Annotated in this window: 20 protein-coding genes; 14 read left to right on the top strand and 6 right to left on the bottom strand. The window is 62.5% G+C overall.

From position 1 onward, the window contains the following. Window positions 1-109 precede the first annotated feature (109 nt). A complete protein-coding gene (locus tag R3O64_RS03200) occupies window positions 110-1,228 on the top strand; it encodes an alcohol dehydrogenase catalytic domain-containing protein (protein WP_070523370.1) in 1,119 nt (372 codons plus the stop codon). A 102-nt stretch (window positions 1,229-1,330) separates the two neighbouring features. Further along, window positions 1,331-2,845 (top strand): hypothetical protein, encoded by a 1,515-nt coding sequence (locus tag R3O64_RS03195; protein ID WP_339017283.1) that lies wholly within the window; start codon window positions 1,331-1,333, stop codon window positions 2,843-2,845. 205 nt (window positions 2,846-3,050) lie between these two features. On the opposite strand, the gene R3O64_RS03190 is transcribed toward R3O64_RS03195, so the two are convergent. Next, window positions 3,051-4,232, bottom strand: coding sequence for an acyl-CoA dehydrogenase family protein (locus tag R3O64_RS03190; RefSeq protein ID WP_339017282.1), 1,182 nt, complete (start codon window positions 4,230-4,232; stop codon window positions 3,051-3,053). A gap of 87 nt (window positions 4,233-4,319) precedes the next feature. On the opposite strand from R3O64_RS03190, the gene R3O64_RS03185 reads away from it, so the two are divergent. From R3O64_RS03185 to R3O64_RS03165, 5 genes are all read left to right on the top strand, one after another. After that, the gene (locus R3O64_RS03185) at window positions 4,320-4,730 is read left to right on the top strand and encodes an acyl-CoA thioesterase (protein WP_070523388.1); all 411 of its coding nucleotides are present in this window, start codon (window positions 4,320-4,322) and stop codon (window positions 4,728-4,730) included. 77 nt (window positions 4,731-4,807) lie between these two features. Further along, on the top strand, window positions 4,808-5,779 hold the full coding sequence (locus R3O64_RS03180; protein WP_070523392.1) for an NAD(P)H-dependent flavin oxidoreductase: 972 nt from the start codon (window positions 4,808-4,810) through the stop codon (window positions 5,777-5,779). A gap of 2 nt (window positions 5,780-5,781) precedes the next feature. Further along, window positions 5,782-6,582: an enoyl-CoA hydratase-related protein gene (locus R3O64_RS03175; protein WP_339017280.1), complete on the top strand. Its 801-nt coding sequence runs from the start codon at window positions 5,782-5,784 to the stop codon at window positions 6,580-6,582. A gap of 234 nt (window positions 6,583-6,816) precedes the next feature. Further along, window positions 6,817-7,197 carry an MmcQ/YjbR family DNA-binding protein gene (locus R3O64_RS03170; protein ID WP_209167619.1) on the top strand — a complete coding sequence of 127 codons (381 nt, stop codon included), beginning with the start codon at window positions 6,817-6,819 and terminating at the stop codon, window positions 7,195-7,197. 55 nt (window positions 7,198-7,252) lie between these two features. Continuing rightward, window positions 7,253-7,699, top strand: coding sequence for a MarR family winged helix-turn-helix transcriptional regulator (locus tag R3O64_RS03165; RefSeq protein WP_070523402.1), 447 nt, complete (start codon window positions 7,253-7,255; stop codon window positions 7,697-7,699). A gap of 35 nt (window positions 7,700-7,734) precedes the next feature. Here R3O64_RS03165 and R3O64_RS03160 read toward each other — a convergent pair whose 3' ends face one another. Both R3O64_RS03160 and R3O64_RS03155 read right to left on the bottom strand, forming a co-directional pair. After that, on the bottom strand, window positions 7,735-8,970 hold the full coding sequence (locus tag R3O64_RS03160) for a M20 family metallo-hydrolase (protein ID WP_070597230.1): 1,236 nt from the start codon (window positions 8,968-8,970) through the stop codon (window positions 7,735-7,737). A 9-nt stretch (window positions 8,971-8,979) separates the two neighbouring features. Next, window positions 8,980-10,572 carry an amidohydrolase gene (locus R3O64_RS03155; RefSeq protein WP_070597228.1) on the bottom strand — a complete coding sequence of 531 codons (1,593 nt, stop codon included), beginning with the start codon at window positions 10,570-10,572 and terminating at the stop codon, window positions 8,980-8,982. Window positions 10,573-10,713: 141 nt separating this feature from the next. On the opposite strand from R3O64_RS03155, the gene R3O64_RS03150 reads away from it, so the two are divergent. The 6 genes from R3O64_RS03150 to R3O64_RS03125 all read left to right on the top strand — a co-directional run bounded on the left by R3O64_RS03150 (window position 10,714) and on the right by R3O64_RS03125 (window position 18,629). Next, window positions 10,714-11,853 (top strand): helix-turn-helix domain-containing protein, encoded by a 1,140-nt coding sequence (locus R3O64_RS03150; protein WP_284847349.1) that lies wholly within the window; start codon window positions 10,714-10,716, stop codon window positions 11,851-11,853. A gap of 138 nt (window positions 11,854-11,991) precedes the next feature. Beyond that, window positions 11,992-13,344, top strand: a complete 1,353-nt coding sequence (locus tag R3O64_RS03145) for an MFS transporter (protein WP_339017279.1) — start codon at window positions 11,992-11,994, stop codon at window positions 13,342-13,344. 64 nt (window positions 13,345-13,408) lie between these two features. Beyond that, window positions 13,409-14,017, top strand: a complete 609-nt coding sequence (locus R3O64_RS03140) for a cation transporter (protein WP_319803307.1) — start codon at window positions 13,409-13,411, stop codon at window positions 14,015-14,017. A gap of 408 nt (window positions 14,018-14,425) precedes the next feature. Next, on the top strand, window positions 14,426-15,808 hold the full coding sequence (locus R3O64_RS03135; protein WP_339017278.1) for a hypothetical protein: 1,383 nt from the start codon (window positions 14,426-14,428) through the stop codon (window positions 15,806-15,808). A gap of 221 nt (window positions 15,809-16,029) precedes the next feature. Beyond that, window positions 16,030-17,184, top strand: coding sequence for an alpha/beta hydrolase family protein (locus R3O64_RS03130; protein ID WP_339017277.1), 1,155 nt, complete (start codon window positions 16,030-16,032; stop codon window positions 17,182-17,184). Window positions 17,185-17,234: 50 nt separating this feature from the next. Beyond that, a complete protein-coding gene (locus R3O64_RS03125) occupies window positions 17,235-18,629 on the top strand; it encodes a GntP family permease (protein WP_070523571.1) in 1,395 nt (464 codons plus the stop codon). A gap of 16 nt (window positions 18,630-18,645) precedes the next feature. On the opposite strand, the gene R3O64_RS03120 is transcribed toward R3O64_RS03125, so the two are convergent. The 3 genes from R3O64_RS03120 to mmuM form a co-directional block, all read right to left on the bottom strand. Continuing rightward, complete coding sequence (locus R3O64_RS03120; protein WP_339017276.1) at window positions 18,646-19,137, bottom strand: gluconokinase; 492 nt, start codon at window positions 19,135-19,137, stop codon at window positions 18,646-18,648. Window positions 19,138-19,212: 75 nt separating this feature from the next. Beyond that, on the bottom strand, window positions 19,213-19,599 hold the full coding sequence (locus R3O64_RS03115; RefSeq protein ID WP_070684690.1) for a hypothetical protein: 387 nt from the start codon (window positions 19,597-19,599) through the stop codon (window positions 19,213-19,215). A gap of 43 nt (window positions 19,600-19,642) precedes the next feature. After that, a complete protein-coding gene (gene mmuM, locus R3O64_RS03110; protein ID WP_339017275.1) occupies window positions 19,643-20,533 on the bottom strand; it encodes a homocysteine S-methyltransferase in 891 nt (296 codons plus the stop codon). Window positions 20,534-21,088: 555 nt separating this feature from the next. Here mmuM and R3O64_RS03105 point away from each other — a divergent pair. After that, window positions 21,089-21,643, top strand: a complete 555-nt coding sequence (locus R3O64_RS03105; protein ID WP_339017274.1) for a CAP domain-containing protein — start codon at window positions 21,089-21,091, stop codon at window positions 21,641-21,643. Window positions 21,644-21,706: the final 63 nt, after the last annotated feature.

The raw sequence follows: 21,706 nt of genomic DNA, 5'->3' as shown, positions 1-21,706 counted from the left end.
CTATCTAATTAGCCGTCTGATGTAATTTCTCCCATACCATTCCTGCTCTCATCGATATCCTGTGGCGTACATTACGTTGCATTAGCCCACCCGATGTCTGGAGGTAGATATGTCTGACACGATTACCATTCGCGGCGCCGTCCTGGAACGCTCCGGCGATGAGCGTCCCTACGCCGACTCCAAGCCCATTACCGTGAGCGAGCTCGAGCTCACCGCCCCCGGCGAAGGCGAGATCTTGGTCAAGATCACCGCCGCTGGCCTCTGCCACTCCGACCTCTCCGTGGTCAACAACAACCGCCCCCGCCCGCTGCCGATGCTGCTGGGCCACGAGTCCGCAGGCATCGTCGAGGAGATTGGCCCGGGCGTTACCAACGTCAAGGTCGGCGACCACGTGGTCATGACCTTCCTGCCGCGCTGCGGCGAGTGCGCTGGTTGCAAGACCGACGGCAAGATGCCGTGTGAGGTTGGCTCCAAGACCAACAACGAGGGCACCCTCATCCGCGGTACCCGCCACCTCACCCGCAATGGTGAGATGGTCCAGCACCACCTCGGCGTTTCCGGCTTCGCAACCCACGCAGTGGTTTCCGAGCTCTCCGTCGTACCGGTTGGCTCCGATGTCCCGGCGGATATCGCCGCCATCCTCGGCTGCGCCATCCTTACTGGCGGCGGCGCCATCCTTAACGAAATTGATCCGAAGCCGGAGGACAGCATCGCCGTCGTCGGCCTCGGTGGCGTGGGCATGGCCGCCATCATCACCGCCGCTGCGCTCGGCGTGAAGGAGATCGTGGGCATTGACATGCAGAAGGACAAGTGCGAGAAGGCCCTCGAAATCGGCGCCACTTCCGCCATGACCCCGCAGGAAGCTGAAGAGTCCGGCAAGAAGTTCACCGCCGTCGTGGAGGCCGCCGGCCACCCGAAGGCCCTGGAAACCGCCTACAAGGTCACTGCACCGGGCGGCCTGACCGTCACCGTTGGCCTGCCAGCACCGGGCTCCACCATCACCATCGACCCGCTCGTGATGACCTCAGAGGCACGCCGCGTACATGGTTGCTACCTGGGTTCTTCCGTTCCGTCGAAGGACATCCCGAAGTACGAGCAACTGTGGCGCGAGGGCAAGCTCAACGCCGAGGCCCTGATCTCCGACCACATCAAGCTCGAGGACATCAACACCGCCATGGACCGCCTGTCCGACGGTGTGGCGCTGCGCCAGATCATCGAGTTCGACTAATCAAGACTCGGCTAAACCTCAACCACTTCACCTTTCCTCACCAAGCCCTGCGCGGTTCGCGCCCGTAGGGCTTGGTCCCTTTTTCTTTGAAAGGAGGCCGTCATGGCCGCAACCACCGAAGCCGCCGAACCCGAAGAACAGGGAATCGGTCAAGCTTCGCCCCACTGGAAGATGGGGCCCTTTGATGTCCGCTTGCCGTTCGTGCACTACCGCATTGAGTGGCCAGACTTCGCACAAGGCTTGTTCATGTGCGTGGTCGATCTGGGTGCTATCCCCCTCATGACTGAGGCCCTCGGCATGCCCTATGAGGCGGCACTGGCCGTCGTCATGCTCAACGGCCTTCTCTACCTGACCCACCACCTCTTGGGTGACCCGGTTGTCCCGGGTTGGATTACCCCAGCTATTCCGCTGCTGACGGTCTACATCCAGACCTTCCCGGAAGGAGAGCAGCGAATCTGGGCGCTCATCAGTTTCCAGCTCTTGTTGGGCATATTCTCCTTAACACTGGGTATAACTGGGTGGGCGTCAAAGGTCGTTCGCCTCATTCCTTCAGGCCTGCGCGCCGGTATCGTGCTTGGTGCCGGTATTGCAGCGATTATCTCGGTATTTCAAGAAGACGGACGTTTCCACTCCTTCCCTATCACCATCACCATCGCGGTGGCCGTGGCCTTCTTCCTCATGTATTCGCGCGGCTTCCAGGCACTGCGGCAGAAGGCCGCCGGCTGGCGTTTCCTGGCTTCGCTAGGCATCCTGCCCGCCATCTTCGTCGCGGTCTTCGTCGCACCGCTGGCCGGCGAGGCACCGTGGCCGGACGTGGAGTGGGGCTTCTCCAAGCCTGACTTCATCACGCTGTGGTCTGAGTACACGGTCTTCGGCGTTGGCTTGCCGCCGGCGCACATGTTCCTTACCGCCATCCCCACAGTGTTGGCTGCCTACATCGTCGTCTTCGGTGACGTCCTGCAAGCCAACGCCGTTCTCAAGGAAGCCGACCATGTCCGTACGGATGAGGCCGTGGTCTACAGCCCGTCGCGCGCACACCTCCTCTTCGGCGGCCGCAACATGCTGATGTCCATCATCGGCCCAGACATCGCCATGTGTGGTCCACTGTGGGCGGCGATGCACGTGGTCATCGTTGAGCGCTACAAGCAGGGCAAGCGCGCCATGCGCACCATCTTCGGTGGCGCGGGCTCCTTCCGCTGGGGCACCAACACGGGCCTCCTCCTGCTACCGATTACCTCCTTCGTTGAGCCCATCCTGCCGGTGGGATTGGCGCTGACGCTCATCATCCAGGGCTTCGTGTCCGTACGTGTGGGCATCATGGAGGCCAAGAACCAGAAGGATCTTGGCATCGCAGGCGTAACCGCTGGCGTGCTGGCCACCCAGGGCGCCGCGTGGGGATTCGCCGCCGGCATCATTATGGTGCTGGTCATCTACGGCAAGGACATGTTCAAGGACGAGCGCGACGGCACCATCCGCAACTTCGATGAGATCGATCCGGAGGAAGGCTTCGCCGACGCGCAGGCGGATTTCACGGAACTGGCAGAACTCAATGATCTAGACGCTGACGGGCACCCGATCGATCCGAACGCCCCAAAGCCAAAGGACAGCAGAAGCTAGCTAGCGCGCCCAGTCCTTCCTTTGTTAGATGGTCCCTTTACTCTGGTCCCCTATCAGAGCCAAGGGACCATCTTTCCCTGTTTTCCGGTACACAGATGGTCCTTCACCTATGATGAAGGACCAAAGTAGAAGAACCATCCTGTTGGGACCATCTACTGAACTTGTAGAGGTTCCACAACAGATCGAGCTACGCCGCAGAACGCGATTAGCTAAACGCCTGCTCCCCCGTCAGCACGCGCCCCAGAATCAGCGTGTGGATCTCATCGGTGCCCTCGTAGGTGCGCACTGATTCCAGGTTGGCGGCGTGCCGCAGCGGCGAATAGTCCGCCGTGACGCCGTTGCCGCCCAGGATGGTGCGAGCTTGGCGGCAGATCTCGATGGCGGTGCGGCAGTTGGCCAGCTTGCCCACCGAGATTTGGTAGGGCTCCAACGTTCCCGCGTCCTTGGCGCGCCCCAGGTTGAGCGCCAACAGCTGCCCCTTGTTCAGCTCCACCGCCATATCGACCAGCTTTTGCTGCGTGAGCTGGAAGGATGCCAGCGAGCGGTCGAATTGCTTGCGCTCCTTGGCATACTTCAGCGCCACCTCCAAGGAATCGCGCGCAGCGCCCAAAGCACCGAAGCTGATACCGAAGCGCGCCTCATTAAGGCACATGAACGGCCCCTTGAGGCCAGGGTGCTTGGGCAGCAGGGCGTCACCAGGCACGGTCACACCATCCAGCAAAATATCGCACTGGATAGAAGCGCGCATCGACAGCTTGCGGGTGATTGGGGTAGCTCTAAAACCCGGCGTAGATGTCGGCACAATGAACCCGCGCACGCCCGCCTCCACCCCGGCGGCGGAGGCATCCTCCTCGTCCACCTTGGCCCAGATAATGGCCACCCCGGCCACGCTTGCCAGGCCAATCCAGCGCTTCGCGCCATCGATAATCCACTCGCCTGAGCGGTAGCGCGCCACCGTCGCCATGCCCGCCGGGTCCGATCCGGCGGTCGGCTCCGTTAGCCCGAAGCAGCCAATGACGTCACCCGCGGCCATCTTAGGCAACCACTGTTGCTTCTGTTCCTCGGAGCCGTGTTTATAAATCGCCGACATCGCCAGCGATCCCTGCACCGAGACCACCGTGCGAATTCCCGAATCGCCGGCCTCTAGCTCCTGCATGGCCAGCCCGTATTCCACAGCAGTGCGCCCGGCGCAGCCATAGCCTTCCAGGTGCATCCCGAACAGACCAGCCTCCGCCAGCACCGGGAAGATCGATTCCGGCAGCACCGCGTCCTCGTACCACTGCGCCACGTGCGGGCGGATGTGCTCATCCACCAGTGCGGCCACGCGGTCACGCGTGGCTTTTTCTTCTTCGCTCAGGAGGGCATCGATTCCCAGCAGATCCGTCATGGCATTCTCCTCACGGTTCGAGTTACGAACCACAATTCGTATGTATAGTAATACGCATCACTCTACCCGCTCCCCCAAGGAGGAACAATGCGCGCGCCCGCCAACGCCATCCCGGTGCCCCTCGCTTTGCGGTGGTCCGACCAGGACGCGAACGCCCACGTCAACAACGCCACGATAGTCACCCTCCTCGAGGAGGCCCGCGTCCGCGCAGCCGCCGCACTGACCGGACCCGTCGCCACCGATACCTACGCTCACGTGGTGCGATCCCTCGAAGTGCAGTACGAGGCCGAGCTCACCTACACCGATTCCATCGAGGCGCGGGTCTGGATTTCCCGCATCGGCAACACCTCCTACCAGGTCGCCCACGAACTCATCCAGGACGGCACCTCGTGCGTGTTCGCCACGGCGACGCTGGTGCTTATCGACGTCTCCGCGCGCCGCCCCATCCCCCTCCCCGAGGACCTCACCGAGCGCCTGCGCGCTCATTTCTCCGAATAGCCATTCACTGCCTATCGCCCAAAACTTCCATCCGCTTCTCTCCAATTGCTAGTCACTCACAAAGGAGCACCACCCTCATGATTTCCACCCGCGTCACCGAGATGCTCGGCATCACTCACCCAATCATCCAAGGCGGCATGCAGTGGGTCGGCCGCGCCGAGCTCGCCGCCGCTGTATCCAACGCCGGCGGCCTCGGCGTCGTCACCGCGCTCACCCAGCCCACCCCGGAGGATCTCCGCCACGAGATCCGCCGCACCCGCGAGCTCACAGACAAGCCCTTCGGCGTCAACCTCACCATGCTGCCGGCGATTACCCCGCCGCCCTATGCGGAGTACCGCGACGTCATCATCGAAGAAGGCGTAAAGATCGCCGAAACCGCCGGCAACAATCCCAAGGAGCACATGCCGGCCTTCAAGGACGCGGGTATCACCGTCATCCACAAGTGCACCTCCGTGCGCCACGCGCTCAGCGCGCAAAAGGTAGGCGTGGACATCGTCAGCATCGATGGCTTCGAATGCGCTGGCCACCCTGGCGAGGATGACATCCCGGGCCTAGTCCTCATCCCCGCCGCCGCGGATCAACTCGATATCCCCATCATCGCCTCGGGCGGTTTCGCGGATGGCCGCGGCCTGGCCGCCGCGCTCGCTTTGGGCGCCGAGGGCATCAACATGGGCACCCGCTTCGTAGCCTCCGCAGAGGCGCCGGTGCACGAGAACGTCAAGCAGGCCATCGTGGAGCGCTCCGAGCTGGATACCCAGCTCATCCTCCGGGAGCTGCGCAATTCCACCCGCGTGGCCAAGAATGCCGTGAGCGATGAGGTAGCCGAGCGCCTCGCTCAAGGCGCGGAGTTCGGCGATATCCGCCACCTCGTTGCCGGCAAGCGCGGCCGCGCGGTCTACGAGACCGGTGACTTGGATGCGGGCGTGTGGACCTGTGGTACCTCGCAGGGGCTTATCCACGACGTCGCCCCGTGCTCCGAGATCGTCTCCCGCATTTCCGCCGATGCCCAGCGCATCATTTCCTCCCTCACCGAACTCGTTAAGGACTAACCATGACCGACGCCATCCTCACCCGCCGCGAAGGCTCCGCCCTTATCGCCCAAATCAACAACTCCGCGCGGCGCAACGCCATTGCCAAGGAACACTGCGAAGCACTTTCGGCCGCGCTTGCCGACGCCTCCCAAGACCCCTCCATCCGCGCCCTCATCATCACTGGTGATGAGACCGCCTTCTGCGCGGGCGCGGACATCGTGGCGGCGGCACAGGCTGCGGCTGCAGCGCAGCAGTCAGGCGAGACCCCCAACCCGGCTGAGTCGACGATGCTGCCTCAGCTCAACGCGCTCGTCACCGAAATCCAGGCCGCCGAGATTCCCGTCATCACTGCGGTCGAAGGCGCAGCCGCCGGCGCTGGGGCATCGCTGGCCTTCGCCTGCGATCTCATCGTGGCCGGCGAGCAATCTTACTTCACGCTGCCCTTCGGCAAAATTGGTCTCATCCCCGACGGCGGTGTCAGCCTCACCGCGCTCGCCTCCGTGGGGCGCCACCGCGCTCTTGCCTTGGCACTGCTGCAGGACAAGCTCGGCGTCGCCGAAGCGGAGGCGGCTGGGATCGTCGCCAAGCGCGCGCCCCAGGGCCAAGCCCTCGAGGCCGCGCTGCAGCTAGTCCAACGCCTGCATATCGCGCCACGTGACGCCCTGGCCAAGGCCAAGGAAGCCATCAACCGCACTGCGCTTGGACAGCTCGATGAGCAGCTCGCCTGGGAGGAGCCCACGCAGTACGCACAGATGGATTCGGCAGGCCACAAGGAAGGCGTCATGGCTTTCCTGGAGAAGCGGCCCGCGCGCTTTGATTAGCGGCGGTTTTGACTAGTAGAAAACTGCCAGGGAGACCACATGGTGAATCCAGCGTCGCCCGCCATACTCATTCTTGTGCGTTTGAGAGAGCGCATGCGAGAGAGAGAACCCCTCACCCTCCAGAGGGCGGCCAGTGGCCGATACACGGAGGGACTTGATAGAGACGCCGTTGGGCCCCTTTCTTCGAGAAATCGAAAAAGGGGCCCAACGGTGTTTTCACCTAGTGTGGACCTCATGAGCACCGCTGCCCTAGACCTCCATGCCTGCGCCACCGCACGCGCTGCGGAGCTTCCCGGCGCCACGCTGACACACCCCTTCGGGCCGGACTGGGACGTCTTTAAGGTACGCGGCAAGGTCTTCCTACTTCTCACCGCCGTGACTGGTTCCCAGCAAGCCATCCTCAAGGTCGAGCCCCTCGATGGCGAAGCGCTGCGCAGAGAGTATTCCTTCATCGCACCTGGCTACCACATGAATAAGCGCCATTGGGTTTCCGTGTATCCCGACGCCAAGCTCACCCCGCAGCTGCTGGCCGAACTCGTGACGGACTCGTACCGCCTCGTGGTGGAGAAACTCCCTCGCTCGCAACGGCCCATCGATCCCTCCACCTTTGGTTAGGGTTGTCAACGTAAACATTTGCGGACGCGAGTCCTCAACTCTTACGCTGGATCGCGTGAGCAAAAATGAGCTAATCGATGAGACCATTGCGGAATATCGCCGCTTCGAGCGCGCCCGCGCGCGGTTCGATACGGAAGCGCGCCGCGAATACGGGATCACCGGCTCCCATCTTTCGCTTCTCCGGCTCATCGATAAGAAGAGCCCCATCCCCATCCTGCAGCTGCGCAAGGAGTTGGGATGGCAGCCCGCCACCATCGGGCAGGCGGTCAAGCGCTTGGTGCGCGATGAGCTTATCTCCATCGATGATGATCCGGAAGATCTTCGCCGCCGCCTGTGCAGCATCACCGAGGAAGGCCAGCACTTCTTGCTCCACGTCCCCCTCACCGGCCCGGTGCGCCTGCGCACCTACGAGCACAGCGAGGAAGAGCTGAAAGCAATGAAGCGCGGATTCGAAATCGCGATGAAGGCCTTCGGGTATGAACCGTGGAGCGATGAGGACTAGCGCGTCGGCCGAGCTAGGGGCATAACACGAGGAACCTAGCCCTCCCCGCAGCCGTTTTCCACGAGGCGCTGCGCCACGTGCGTCAACACGTCCAAACCGGCCACGCAGTCCTCTTCCGTGGTGAACTCCTTTTCGTTGTGTGAGATGCCGTCGACCGACGGAATGAAGAGCATGACCGTCGGCACCACCTCCTTGAGGTTGGTCGAGTCATGGCCGGCCACCGTGTAGATCTCTTGGTGCGTATACCCCAGCTCCTCCACTATTTCCCGGGCCAGCGCCACGCCGGCTGCCGGGTAGGGGTTGAGCGCCCACTCGTGCGTCGGGGTGAGCTCTACCGAGGTGCGGGATTCCTCCTCTGCTTCGGCGATTATCTCCTGCAGGCGCGCTTGGGCTTTGTCCAACACCTCCGTGGACGGCGAGCGCACGTCCACGTTGAAGCGCACCTCGCGGGCGATGGTCACCGGCGAGTTCGGCTCCAGTGTTAGCTGCGAGACCGAAGCCTGCAGCTGCCCTTCTTCGAATTCATGGGTGAGGCGCTCTACTGAGGCAATAATGAGCGAGGCGCCGAAGAGCGCATCCTTCCTATCGGCCATCAGAGTGGAACCGGTATGACCCTGTTCACCGGAGACCACCGCTTGGAATTTCTTCGCGCCCCACGTGGCGGTGACCAGACCAATCGTGTTGCCGGCGGCCTCGAGCTCCTTACCTTGTTCGACGTGAATCTCCGCATAGGCCGCGAGCTTCGGGGCCTCGCCGCGCGGGGACCAGCCCGCTTCCTCCTGGGCCTGCGCCACGGTGACGCCGGCAAGGTCAGTGGCGGAGTAGGCGCGCTCAAGCGCCAGCGTTCCCACAAACACGGAGCTGCCCATCATAGACGGCGCAAAGCGCGAGCCCTCCTCGTTGAACCAGTTGATGACCGCCAGGTTATAGCGCGCCGTGGCTCCCGATTGCGCCACGCGCCCGGCGGCATGGGCCGCGGCCAGCACACCATAGGCACCGTCGAAACGGCCAGCCAGCGGCTGCGAATCCAGGTGTGAGCCCAGCCCCACGTACTCGGCGCCGGGGGCGAGCTCGAAAAGTCCGTACTGGTTGCCAATCTCGTCGTAGATAACGCGCGCCCCGAGGGACTCCAGGACCTCATGGAACCAGGCGCGGTTGAGGTTATCGCCTTCACTGGCCGCCTGCCGCTCCACGCCGCCGCCCGCAGTGGCACCGTTGGCGGACATGGCCTGGAAATCGGCCAGGAATTGTTCGTTAGTGGTTGCTCGCATGTCTACTCCTTAAAAGCTTCCGTAGCGCAGCTCGCCGCCCACGATGGTGGCGGCCACGTCGATGGTGGAAAGGTCATCAGTGTGCAGCGGGTCCTGGGAAAGCAGCACGAAATCCGCCAGCTGCCCAGGCATCACCTGCCCCTTGCGCCCGGCCCAACCAGTTGCTGCGGCCGAGCCGGCGGTGTAGGCGTAGAGAGCCTCGGCAGGGGTCAGACGATCCTCAGGCCCATAATCCCGGCCCGAGGCAGTGCGCCGCTCCACGAATGCCTGCATGACCTCCAGCGGCACACCGGGCGCCACGGGTTGATCGGAGCTGCCGGGGAGGATGAGGGAGGCGTCGAGAAGCCGCTTGCCCGGGTAGCTCCACGCGGTGCGCTCCGGGCCAAGGGAGTCCGCCATCGCATCACCGAAAGCCGGGATGAACAGCGGCTGCGGCACCACCACGATGGGCTGGCCGCGCAGGCGCTCGATCTGGTCGGGGCGCACCACGCCGCCGTGCTCGATGCGGTGCGGCATCGCAGGCGCGCCATGCTTGTCGACGGCCTCCTCCAGCGTCTCAATCGCAAAATCCACTGCCGCATCGCCGATGGCGTGAATGGCCAAGGACCAGCCGGAATTCGCCGCCTGCAGCGCACGTGTTCGCATCTGCTCAGGATCCCCCTGGAAGTAGCCGTGGTGGGAGCAGCAGGCGTAATTCTCGGTCAGCGCGGCGGTGGTGCCGAGCAGGGAGCCATCGCTGAAGATCTTGACGGGGCCGACCTGCAGCCACTCGTCGCCGAAACCGGTGCGCAGGCCGCCGTCGAGGCCCCAACCGGGACCGTCGGAGGCGTGGCCGGGAATCTCGTGGAGCACGTCCATGGTCACCATCACCTGCATGCGGGTGTGCAGGGTGGCGTTTTGATAGGCGGCGATCTCGCGCGGGCTGTGCCCGATCCAGCCGCCGGCCACCCCGGCATCCGTGACGGAGGTCAGACCGCGCTCGAGGTAGCGGCGCGTGGCCAGCTCCAAGGCACGGCCGATTTCCTCGCCGGATTCCGGCAGCGTCACCTCTTGGATGGCGCGCATGGCGTTTTCATCGAGCAGCCCCGTGCAGTGCCCATCGGCATCGCGGACGAACTCGCCGCCTTCCACCTTCGGTGGGTTGGTGGGATCGACGCCCGCCGCGCGCAGGGCCGCGGTGTTGACCGTGTAGGCGTGGCCGGAGTTGTGCTTGATCAACAGCGGAGCGCCACCAGTAGCGTGGTCGAGCTGCTCTATCTCCACCGGGGCATCCAGCCCGGAGGGACGGAATCCGGAGGCCACCACCCAACCGTCGGGGTTCGGGTCGGCGGCTCGCACGGCGGCGTAGACCTCATCAGGAGTTGTGACCTCGGAAAGATCCACCTCGAGCAGCGTCTGGCCGAACCACACGGTGTGGGAATGCACATCGTTAAAGCCAGGGGTGAGCGTGCGCCCGCCGGCATCCCACGTCTCGTCGGCGGGCAGGGCGCGGGCGGCCTCCCCCACCGCAAGGATGCGCCCGTTGGCAAAAGCCACCGAGTCCGCCACCGGCCGCGCCGGATCCTGAGTCAGGATGTGGGCGTTGTCGATGCGTGTGATCATGCGTCCTCCTGAGTTCTCCTGTTTCTCCGACAAAATACACGCGACGCGTGCTGTGCTAGTCCCCACATGCTAAACGCAGCAGTGATGCGCATCTCGACATAGAGGGCAATTCACCAGCGCCCAACGTGTAGCGTTGTGCACATGCACGAGAAGCGCTGGCACGATATCGTCGCGAAGGTCCATGGCACCATCCCCCGCTTGGTTGAGGATTTCCTCGCCGCCTTTTCCCGCTCGGGGCGCTACGGCGATTCCTTGGTGAGCGAGGACGAGCTGCGCCTGACCGCCTTCGAGGTTTTCGCGCGCATCACGGACGTGCTGGTTGGGGCGATGGATGAGGAGGAACTGCGCACCCACGCCCAGAGTTTGGGCCGGCGGCGCGCGCACCAGGGGGTGGAGCTAGCCACGCTGATCGACGCCATCCAGCTCGACTTCACCGTCCTCTGGGAACACCTGCGCCGGGCCGCCGGCGCGGATCAGGAGGCACTCATCGACCACGTGGCGCAGGTGCACTCCGTTGTGACGATGTACAACCTGGTGGTGCGCGATGCCTACCGCTTGGAGGAGGCTCGCGGTCAGCACGACGTACACCGCGCCCACGCCCGACACTTGGAGAGGCTCTTCGCCACCGAATCCCTGGGTGCGCTCGGCATCGCGGAAATCACCCGCGCGCTCAACCTGGATGCAGATTGCCACTTCGACGTCGCGGTGGCCCACCCCACCGCTGCGGTGGAGATGCGCGCGTTTCTCGACGAACCCATCTCCTCCGGCGAAGCCTTCGGCCATGGCGCGCGTGGGATGTTCGTTGCCTTCTGGCCTAGAGACCAAAGGAACAGCGAGCATCCCACACTGGACACCGGCGCAGAGCTCACGGAGATCTCGGGCATACTTTTCCGCGACGTCATCGGCTTAGCTGGAGTTCGCGCGGCGGCGCAGCAAGCGCCGCGCATCTTCGATGCCACCGGCCCGCTGGACAACTTAACCGAAGCGCCCGACGCCCTCTGGGCCGTCGCCGGCGATGCCATTGCAGACTTCCCAGCCAGCGGCATCACGGAGCTCACGCAAGCCATCACCGAGCTACGCCTTGCCAACGCGCCGCTCTACCAAACCATCACCACCTACCTGGATTGCGGCTCCATCAAGGACTCCGCCGAGGCGCTGCACTGCCACCGCAACACGGTGCTCAACCGCCTGCGGCAGGTCACGGAACTCACGGGACTCGACATCACGCGGCCGAAAGACGCCGCGCGAGCATTGCTGGCGTTACACCGGACCGAGCGATAGCTCTTGTGCAGAGGAACAAGATCCACTCTCAATTGATGGGTCGATGCATAGAAAATGCCTCCGAGCATTCACCGGGAAGTGATGCGCGCCTAATGTTTCCCAGAAAGGTAATGCGTTTCACATAAGGAGCATTTCGATATGACTACCCACGCACCCCCTTCCAACCCGGCCCAATCCGGCGCCGAGGAAATCCAAGTCGAGTCAAAGGACGTCTTCCGCATCGCCAGTTCCGCGTTCGTCGGTACAGCCCTCGAGTGGTACGACTTCTTCCTCTTCGGTACCGCAGCCGCGCTTGTCTTCAACGATCTCTTCTTCTCGGGAATGTCAGGCACCGGCGCAACCCTGGCATCCTTCGCCACCTTCGGAGTGGGCTTCCTGGCACGCCCACTCGGCGCGGTCATTTTCGGTCAAATCGGCGACAGGATGGGCCGCCGACCGGCCCTCATTATCTCCATCGTCGTCATCGGCGTGGCCACCGGCGTCATCGGCTTGCTTCCCACTTTTGACAGCATTGGCATCTGGGCGCCCATCACATTGGTCATCCTGCGCCTGCTTCAGGGCATTGCCGTCGGCGGCGAATGGGGCGGCGCTACAACCATGGCCATCGAGCACGCCCCAGCCGAGAAGCGCGGTCGCTATGCCGCTTTCGTGCAGATCGGTTCCCCCGCCGGCACGCTGCTTTCCTCCGGAGCCTTCGCGCTTGTGCTCATGCTGGACGATGCCACAGTGAGTTCCTGGGGTTGGCGTGTGCCTTTCCTCATCGCCTTTCCTTTCCTAGCGGTAGCACTGTGGATTCGCACGAAGGCTGAAGAATCTCCTGTTTACAAGGCCCTTGAAGAGGAGGCAGAAGCAGATGAGGCAGCCCACCAGGGCTCACTGAAAGAGCTCTTCACTGAGCATTTCTCGCAACTGTGCCTTGCTTCCGCGGCGGCCTTCCTCGGCATTGGTGGCTTCTTCGTCATGAGCACCTATGTCCTCTCCTACGCTACGACCACGCTGGACTTCCCGCGGCAAACTGTCGTTAATGCCACCCTCCTCGGCGCCGTGTGCCAGATCTTCATCAACATCATCTTCGGCCGCATCGGCGAAAAGATTGGACCCGGTCGCGTTATCGGATATGGCGCGCTTGCCACCGCCATCATGGCGTGGCCGCTGTGGGCAATGATCGACACTGGGAACCCCGTACTCCTCACGCTCGCTGTCTGTCTCGGTCTGTCGCTAGTTACGATCACCTATTCCGTATCTGGAGTCCTCCTCTCGGAGGTCTTCCCTGCGAACGTCCGCTATTCCGGCGTAGCTATCTCCGCCAACATCGCGTCGGCAGTATCGGGGCTGCTACCCTTCCTCGCCACCGCATTGAACGCATCCAATGAGACCCCCAGTTCTACACCGGGAATCATCATCTTGGCCGTCACCGCCTTGATCACAGCCTTCGGCGGTTTCGCCGGCGAGAAGCACCGCCGCGAAGACGATGTCGCCATCGTCGACTAGCCCGAAACAGTTCATAAGAAAACAAGTTGGGACACGGCGCTCAAGCCCATTAAGCTCAGGTACCGTGTCTCACGATCTCTCCTCCTCCACCCTGAACGCACGCGCCCGGCGGGTTGTCGCCTGGGTCGCTGCCTTGAATCTCTTTGGCTTCTTCGTCGAATTCGTCGTCGCCTGCATCATCGGCTCGGCCTCACTCTTCGCTGACGCCGCCGATTTCCTCGAGGACTTTCTCATCAACGCGCTCGTGCTCTTAGCGCTGCGCTGGTCGGTGGAGGGGCGTCGCAAAGCAAGCTATGGCCTAGCCGGGCTCATCCTGATCCCCGCGGTGGCGTCCTATGGCATGGCGATATGGAAGATCATCAACGGCGCCGTTCCCGAGCCACTCACGCTATCCGGCACGGCCATTTTCGCCATGCTCATCAACTTGCTCTGCGCAGTATTGCTACTGCAATTGCGACACGGAGGTGCGCTCACGCGTGGGGCGTGGTTGGCCGCGCGCAATGACGTCGCCGCCAACATTCTTATCCTCGGCGCTGGTCTTGTGATGCTGGCGTGGGCGAGCCCCTGGCCAGACATCGTGGTCGGCCTCATCATCGGCACCATTAACCTGCGCGCGGCGGCCGAGGTCTTCGAACAGGCACGCGCGGAAGACCCAGAGATCGAAGAAGACTAACGCGCCGTTTTTAAGAATTACTTAAGCATACGAGGGCCGGTTGGGCTCTACCCCTTAGACCACAGAGGCTGAAATTGCGCGTGACACGACCCCACAAACACCATTCCACTCCCCCTAATGGGGTCATTCTTTAGTTTGTGAACGAACGGTCAAAGAGACGTTTTCCCAGAATACGGTCTAGTTAGACAAAACCAAGGTCGGCGCAAATTTCTTAGTCAATTGTTCACCCGGGGGCCACCCGATCGAAATGTATTTCTGTATTTAAAAATATAAACAATTCAAGGGGTGCGCGATCCTGAAAAGGGCCTTATTGTTGCAACACGTCACGCACTGGGCATGACAGCGCGAACACAGCGCCACCACAGTGCGTCACCGCATTGCCCCAAACTTTCATCCAGGAGAACAACAATGACCCAGCGTCGTCGTACCGCCGGCCTCATCGCCGGCCTCGCGATCGCAGGCACCGCCCTCATCGCGCCGGCTGCTTCCGCAGCTACACAGACCGAGTCCTACCCGGAGACCCCGGCCGTGAACGCAAAGCTGCCTATCGTTCACACCACCCACGGCTCCGACCACATGAAGGCCAACGTGCTCAACCCGCGCCCGGTGTGCAACCCGTGGGAGGATCACCGCACCGTGGTCTACAAGGTGACCGATAACTTCATGCCGGCAGGCACCATCTCCACCACCAACCAGACCAAGAAGGACATCCCGCTGCAGCAGGACCTGTCCAAGTCCCAGTCCATCACCCTGTCCGTCAACGGTGACCGCACTGAGACCACCTCCATGAACATGGGCGGCAAGGGCTCCGGCAAGGGTGCTGAAGGTTCCTTCGGCGTCTCCCACCAGATTGCCACCAAGCTCGGCGCTTCCGCTTCCTACTCTCTGTCTTGGGAAGCTGGCCAGTCCATCGGCCCGTACGACGTTCCGCCGAACCACACCGGTGAGGCTACCTACGGCTTCCGCGTTCTGAACATGACCGGTACCCAGCAGTACTGCAAGCCGAACGGCACCTGGTCCACCCCGACCTTCTGGTCTGCAATGCAGCCGATGAAGAACGAGGTTCGCGTCAAGCTGTACGACGACATCGCTGATTCCTACGCTCCGAACAAGGACGCTCAGAACACCACCGACGTCAACGACCCGAAGGTTGTTGAGGAGGAGAAGTCCCCGGAGGCTGACGCTGAGGTCATCAAGGACAACGAGGTCGCTCCGGAGGAGAAGGCCGTGTCCGAGGCTGAGGGCAAGAAGGAAGAGGAAGCCGACAAGAAGGTCCAGGAGGACGTCGAGAACGGCAAGACCGACGAGGCCAAGCAGAAGTTGGACCTGAAGCCGGTTCTGACCACCTCCGGCGCTAAGCACGCTGGTTACGCTGGCACCGTTGCTCTCCGCCTGGAGAACGTCGGTTCCGAGCGCTACTACGGCGACTTCCCGGCTGTCCAGTACCGCGTTGATGTGAAGACCGCTGAGGGCCCGAAGGGCGTTGACCGCCTCATCACCCCGCGTTCCTCCAACGGCGCTCACATCCGTGACCTGGGCTTCGACGAGAAGTCCTCGACCCGCTCCTTCGAGGTCACCCTGGCCAACCCGATTAACGCTGGCGAGACCGCTCGCGTTGCCAACCTGGACTTCGGCGACGGCAACACCAAGGAAGGCCGCCTGAAGAACTACATCGAGGTCACCCAGATTTCCCGCCTGAAGGGCGACAACTCCACCGACAACGACCAGAACGTTGACTCCCGCGAGATCACCGTGAAGGACACCGGCAAGAAGGCTGAGGGCCTGTTCTAAGGAACACCCCTCGCCCACTGCAGAGAGTGTGCACAGCCCGCCGGCGCTTAGTCCGGCAGTGAGAGAGTGAGAGGACCCCGACCGCTTGATGAAAGCGGTCGGGGTTTCTTTATGCCTTTAATCCGCTTCCACCAACTACCCCGCAGTTCTCCCCGCCTCCCCCGCCTTCGTTAACGCCGGGGAAGTTCTGCACCGCAGGGTTAGTTGGCTATTGTGAACTAATGAAATTCTTTCGCTCCGCACTTGCGGGCATTCTCTCGGCGGGGTTGATCCTGTCCCCCGCCCTAGCGCAGACAGCACATGCACAAGCACTGGATACGATGAGCAGCGATGCTGCCAACATCGATCAGCACTCCAGCGCCCTCGATCCCATCGCCCTGGGACCGCTGGCACCTCTACTCTTCGCCGACAACATTTTCGCCGCCTGGGCACAGGTGCTTCAGCAATTGAAAGTCCCGGTGTTGGCACCGGACGCTACGCGCCCACCGGCGACGGCAGCCCCGGCACAACTGCGCGGACTGCGTCACGTCCAGGACAACGTGTGGGAGCTAAAAGCCTATTCACCGGCCATGGACCGTGTCATCACCAACGACATCATTCTTCCTCCAGGAGGATTGGAGAACACGCAGCCCCGCCCGAGCTACTACCTACTGGGTGGTGCCGGCGGTGGCGAGGACGCACTGTGGTGGGACGGCGGAGGAGCCTCCGAGTTCTTCCGTGACAAGCATGTCAATGTCATTTCCCCGCGTGGCGCATATGGATCGATGATGTCCGACTGGGCGCAGCCTCATGACACCCACGGAAAATACAAGTGGGCCACCTATCTGACAAAGGAACTCCCGCAGCTTATCGACGCCGAGTTCCACGGCAACGGCCGCGACGGAATCGCGGGTCTAAGCAACTCCGGCGGCCCCGCATTGGAGCTAGCCACGTTCGATCCGCGCTTTACAGTGGCTGGTTCCTTTTCCGGTTGTCCCTCGACCACAGGTGTTCTCGCGCAGTCCTTTGCGTGGGCAAGTGCTGCGTTCTACGGCACTGACCCGGCTCGCTCCTTCGGCGCGCCGTGGGATCCGGCGTGGGCGCAGCATTCGCCGGTTCTCAACCTCGATCAGCAACGCGGGCGTAAAACCTTCGTCATCGTCTCCCGCGGCGGCCCGGCCGATTTTGACGTCGACATCGAGGACTCACCACTTCCCGCGCTGGGTCTCAACGAGCGTTTGGATTATTGGTGCAGCTCTTATTACGCCAAGCAGGCCACCGCAGCTGGCGTAGACCTTGACTATTACGAGCTTCCCGCGGGGCGCCACACATGGGGGCTGTTCCGGCGCGAGCTGGCCATCAGCTGGGCCACGGTTGGCCCAGCGCTCGGGGTGTAACCCCTAGATCACCGCAGGCTGCAGAAGTAAAATCAACATTCATGAATGTCATGGATACTTGGGAGCCCACGCTGGGCACCGGACCACTGTTAGGGATTGCGGTTGCGGCCATCGCCGTCATCCTCGTCCTCGTCATCTACTTCAAGGTGCACGCCTTCGTCACCCTCGTCACGGTCTCCGCGCTCACCGCCTTGGCCGCTGGCATCCCGCTGGATGGTGTGGTTCCCACCATGACGAGCGGCTTCGGCTCAACGTTGGGTTCCGTAGCCTTGCTGGTGGGGTTGGGCGCCATGATCGGGCGTCTGGTAGAAACTTCCGGCGGTGCTAAAACGCTTGCCGACGCCCTCGTGAAACTCTTCGGCGAAGACAAAGCGCCCCTAGCACTCGGCGTGGCCTCCCTCATCATGGGCTTCCCCATCTTCTTCGACGCGGGTCTCATGGTTATGCTGCCGGTCATCTTTGCCGTCGCCAGGCGCCTGGACGGCCCAGTTCTGGCCTACGGCATCCCCGCCGCCGGCGCTTTCTCCGTCATGCATGTCTTCGTGCCGCCGCACCCGGGCCCTGTTGCCGCCGGTGAGTTCTTCAGCGCGGACATCGGTCTGATCCTCATTTTTGGCCTCCTCGTTGCGCTGCCCACGTGGTATCTCTCCAGCTACCGCTTCGGTCTCCACCTAGGAAAGAAGTATCCCTACCGCCTCGAGGAAGCCATCACCGGCGCCTTGGTCAGCGATGCCGAACTCCCGGATCGCCCGGCCTCCCCGGCCTCAGTAATTGGCATCCTGCTCATCCCCATGGTCCTCATCTTCGGCAATACCGGGTTGACCACGCTGGGCACCGCTGGTGTTGTTGATCCTTCCGCCACGTGGGTTCGCTTCTTCGTCTTCTTGGGCCAAACACCCATCGCGCTGTTGATTACTACTCTTGCAGCGATGGCCGTGCTGGGCCTGCGCCGCGGGGAGGGCAAGAGCGCAATTGAGAAGACCGTGGAGTCTTCGCTCGGACCGATCTGTTCCGTCGTCCTCATCACCGGTGCGGGCGGCATGTTCGGTGGGGTGCTGCGCACCAGCGGTATCGGTGATGCGCTGGCGGACTCCATGTCTAACCTCGGCGTCCCTGTCATCCTGGCCTGCTACCTCATCGCGGTAGCCCTGCGTCTGGCGCAAGGCTCGGCCACCGTTGCGCTGACGACGGCCGCCGCGCTCATGGTGCCTGCCGTGGAGGCTGGCGGCTTCAGCGAAATCCAGTTGGTCCTCATCACGCTCGCCACCGCAGCCGGCTCCGTCTTTGGCAGCCACGTCAATGACTCGGGCTTCTGGCTCGTTGGCCGTCTCATGGGCATGGACGTGTCCACCACCCTGAGGACGTGGACCGTCAACCAGGCACTGATCTCCTCGATTGGCTTCGGCATCGTCCTTATCTTCTACGGCGCCGCCGCGCTGTTCTAGACCTGCAGGTACTCGTCTAGGCCTGCAGGTACTCGGCCGCCGCGGCGGCCAGCTCCTCCGGCGTGGCGCTAACGTCGAGCACCAGCCCTGCTTCCTCCGACCGCAGTTCCTCCAGAGTCTCGAACTGCGAATCCAGTAAGGACACGGGCATGAAGTGTCCGGTCCGCCGGCTCATGCGTTCCTTGAGCAATTCATAGGAGCCATGCAGGTGGATAAAGACCGTATCGGGTGCTGCGGCGCGGATGATGTCGCGGTAGGAATGCTTGAGCGCGGAACAGCCCACGATGGCCCCGGATTCCTGCTCGGCTAGAAAGCGCCCGATGGATTCGAGCCAGGGTTTCCGGTCATCGTCGTCAAGCGCCTGCCCCGAGGCCATCTTCTCGATGTTCGCTGCCGGGTGCATATCGTCCCCATCCCGGAAGGGCAGGCCGGTGCGCTGCGCCAGCAACTCCCCGACCGTCGATTTGCCGCAGCTCGAGACTCCCATGATCACCACGTGCTTGCGCATCAATCCTCCTTAAGACAGCACCCGATCCTACGCGCTAGGCATTACGTGACGTAGCGCGGCTGACCACAGCGAGGCTTAGCCCAGTGGCCCGTAGCCAAAGTCGCCGCGCTGCACCTCGCCGCGGGCATTCGGATCAAAGGTGGCACACAAAGCCGCCGCCACGTAGCGCACGCCGCCCTCCGGCGCGGAGGAGCCGACGCGCTCTGCACAATTCTCAAGAGCAGGCATGCCGATGCTCTGCCCCGGCATAGTCATGGAGAAGAAGGATGCGGCCATCATGGTGTTGCCATCGGCGCGCACGTACTCTGAGGAGCCTTTGATGGCCTGCCATGCAACTGCCCCGACGGGATCGGTGCGGAACTGATCCCGCTCAGTCTGGGTCAGCTCGGCGTTGGCGGCGGGCACGGACAGCGTTGTGATGAGAAGTGCAGCGGATGCGGCGAGTAAAGGAAACTTTTTCATAGGAACACTCTATCCTCTGACCCGAGGATTGTCGCGGCGTTTTCTATTTGCCGTCGAAGCGGATCGATCGATGCAGCTGCCGAATCCCAGCGGGCCCCACGCGGCAGCAGCCGCCCAGAAGGCCGACCCCAGCCGCGCGCATCTCGGCTGCCGCCTCAGTCAAGCCCATCGCACCGGCAGGAGCAGGACGCCAGTCGCGGGCGCCGTGGTCCCAGATCTCTCCACTGTTGGGACATGCTAAAAGCGGCTTATCCGTTCCAGCACGCAATGCCTTCACCACCGCCCATACCTGCGGTGGGCGCACACAATTCACACCCACGGCCCCCAGCCGCGGTGTCTGGTTGGCCAGCGCGATCACCTGCGAGAGCTTCGTCGGGTCGGCCGCGATGGCGCCGGTGATGCTCAACGCAAAGGGCTTGGGCTGGGCCGAGAGCAGCTCCAGAAGCACCGCGGCCTCATCGACATTCGGGATGGTTTCTGCAAGGAGGAAGTCGGCCTCCGTGTCCGCGAGCACCTCTACCCTGCGGGCATGCCAGCGGCGCAATTCGTGCGCCGAAAGACCATAGGCACCGTCGTACTCGTTGCCCCGGCCCGGACCTGCTCCATAGGGGCCAACGGATGCGGCAACCAATAGATCACCGTGGGCAGCATGTCTGTCGCCGGCCTTGCGGGCGGCGTCACTTGCTACCGTGACGCTGCGGTGCAAAAGAGACTCCGCCTCCCCGCCCAGCACATCGAAGGTGATTTGATAGGAGGCCGTGGTGGCAACCTGGGCACCGGCGGCAAAGAAGTCCGCATGGGCAGATTCGATGAGGGCAGGGGTCTCACGCAGCACGCGCGCCGACCACAGCGGGCCCGAGATGTCGTACCCCAGGGCCTCGAGGTGGGTTCCAAGGCCGCCGTCGAAAAGCAGCGGCGCGTCAAAGAGGGCCATGGCGCACGAGCCTAGCAATGCGTGGGCAGCCGACCCCCACCATGGCAATAGGCTTCATTAATAGTTGCATTACTTTTCTTAATCTTTCACCTTCTAACGGTGGGCCCCAATTGCCCTTCTTCCTGCTCATTGCCATGCTTTTCGACGTTTTTCTCCCGCCCGGATTCTTCACGAGCTAATAAGCGCAAACTATACTTTCCCAGCCTTAACCCAGGGATTTTTGAAGAATTTCCTGAGTTTTTGAGAATAGTTGACACGTCACCAGCACTTTCTTGAGAAGGCTTTCCATCAACCTAAGAAGCCACCCCCAAATGCCACCCCCGACGCCCATTGTTTCTAAAGAAAACTATGCAATTTCAAGCCTTCAGGGCGGCAAACCCAAAAGAAACTTAAACCCGCCACGCCAAGGTGCATAAACTCACAGACAAACCTTAAAACTGCTGGTCAAGTGGATTTCGAGCACCCCAAAGAGCTTTAATTTTAAGTGAAAGTACCGCTCGGTACGAGGTCGAAAAAGCCTCCACTTAACACCTGAAGCAGAAAGAGGTGCCCGCCATGTTCCGCCTCCCATTCGGACATAAAGCCACAAAGATCGTCGCCCCGGTTGCTGCCGTTGCAGCACTCTTCGCCGGTTCCATCAATACTCCTGCTCAGGCTGGTAGTTCCTTCGGTGCATTCAACCCGGCTGACTTCGGCTTCACCATGCCGTCCGTTGCCGGCCCGGTAGCCCCGGCTCCCCACGCTGCAGCCAGCGTTCAAGGCCTTATTAATCAAACCAATGCGCAACGTGTGGCCAATGGCCTCGCACCGCTGCGCGTTGATCCGAACCTGACCAACCTGGCACAGGATTGGGCCAATACTTTGAGCCGCGATGGCCAGACCCGCCACCGCCCGAACTACTGGACCTTCTATCCCGCCGGCCTGCCCGCTGGTGGTGAGAACGTCCTCCAGGCATGGAGCGACTACTCCGATGCCCGCCTGGTACAGCTGTGGATGGATTCCCCCGGCCACCGCAAGAACCTGCTCGACCCCCGCGCTAAGTCCGTGGGCATCGGCCTGACCGTCGCCCCCGACGGCCGGTTGTACGCCGTGCAGAACTTTGGGCGGTAGTCTCGCACCTTCTACCGCTGATGCGCGCCTGTGAAGATGAGGTTGTCACTCTTCACGGGCGCG

It is taken from the genome of Corynebacterium hesseae (genome assembly GCF_037850265.1).
Lineage (GTDB): Bacteria > Actinomycetota > Actinomycetes > Mycobacteriales > Mycobacteriaceae > Corynebacterium > Corynebacterium hesseae.
This window is presented reverse-complemented; position numbering and strand designations above follow the sequence as displayed.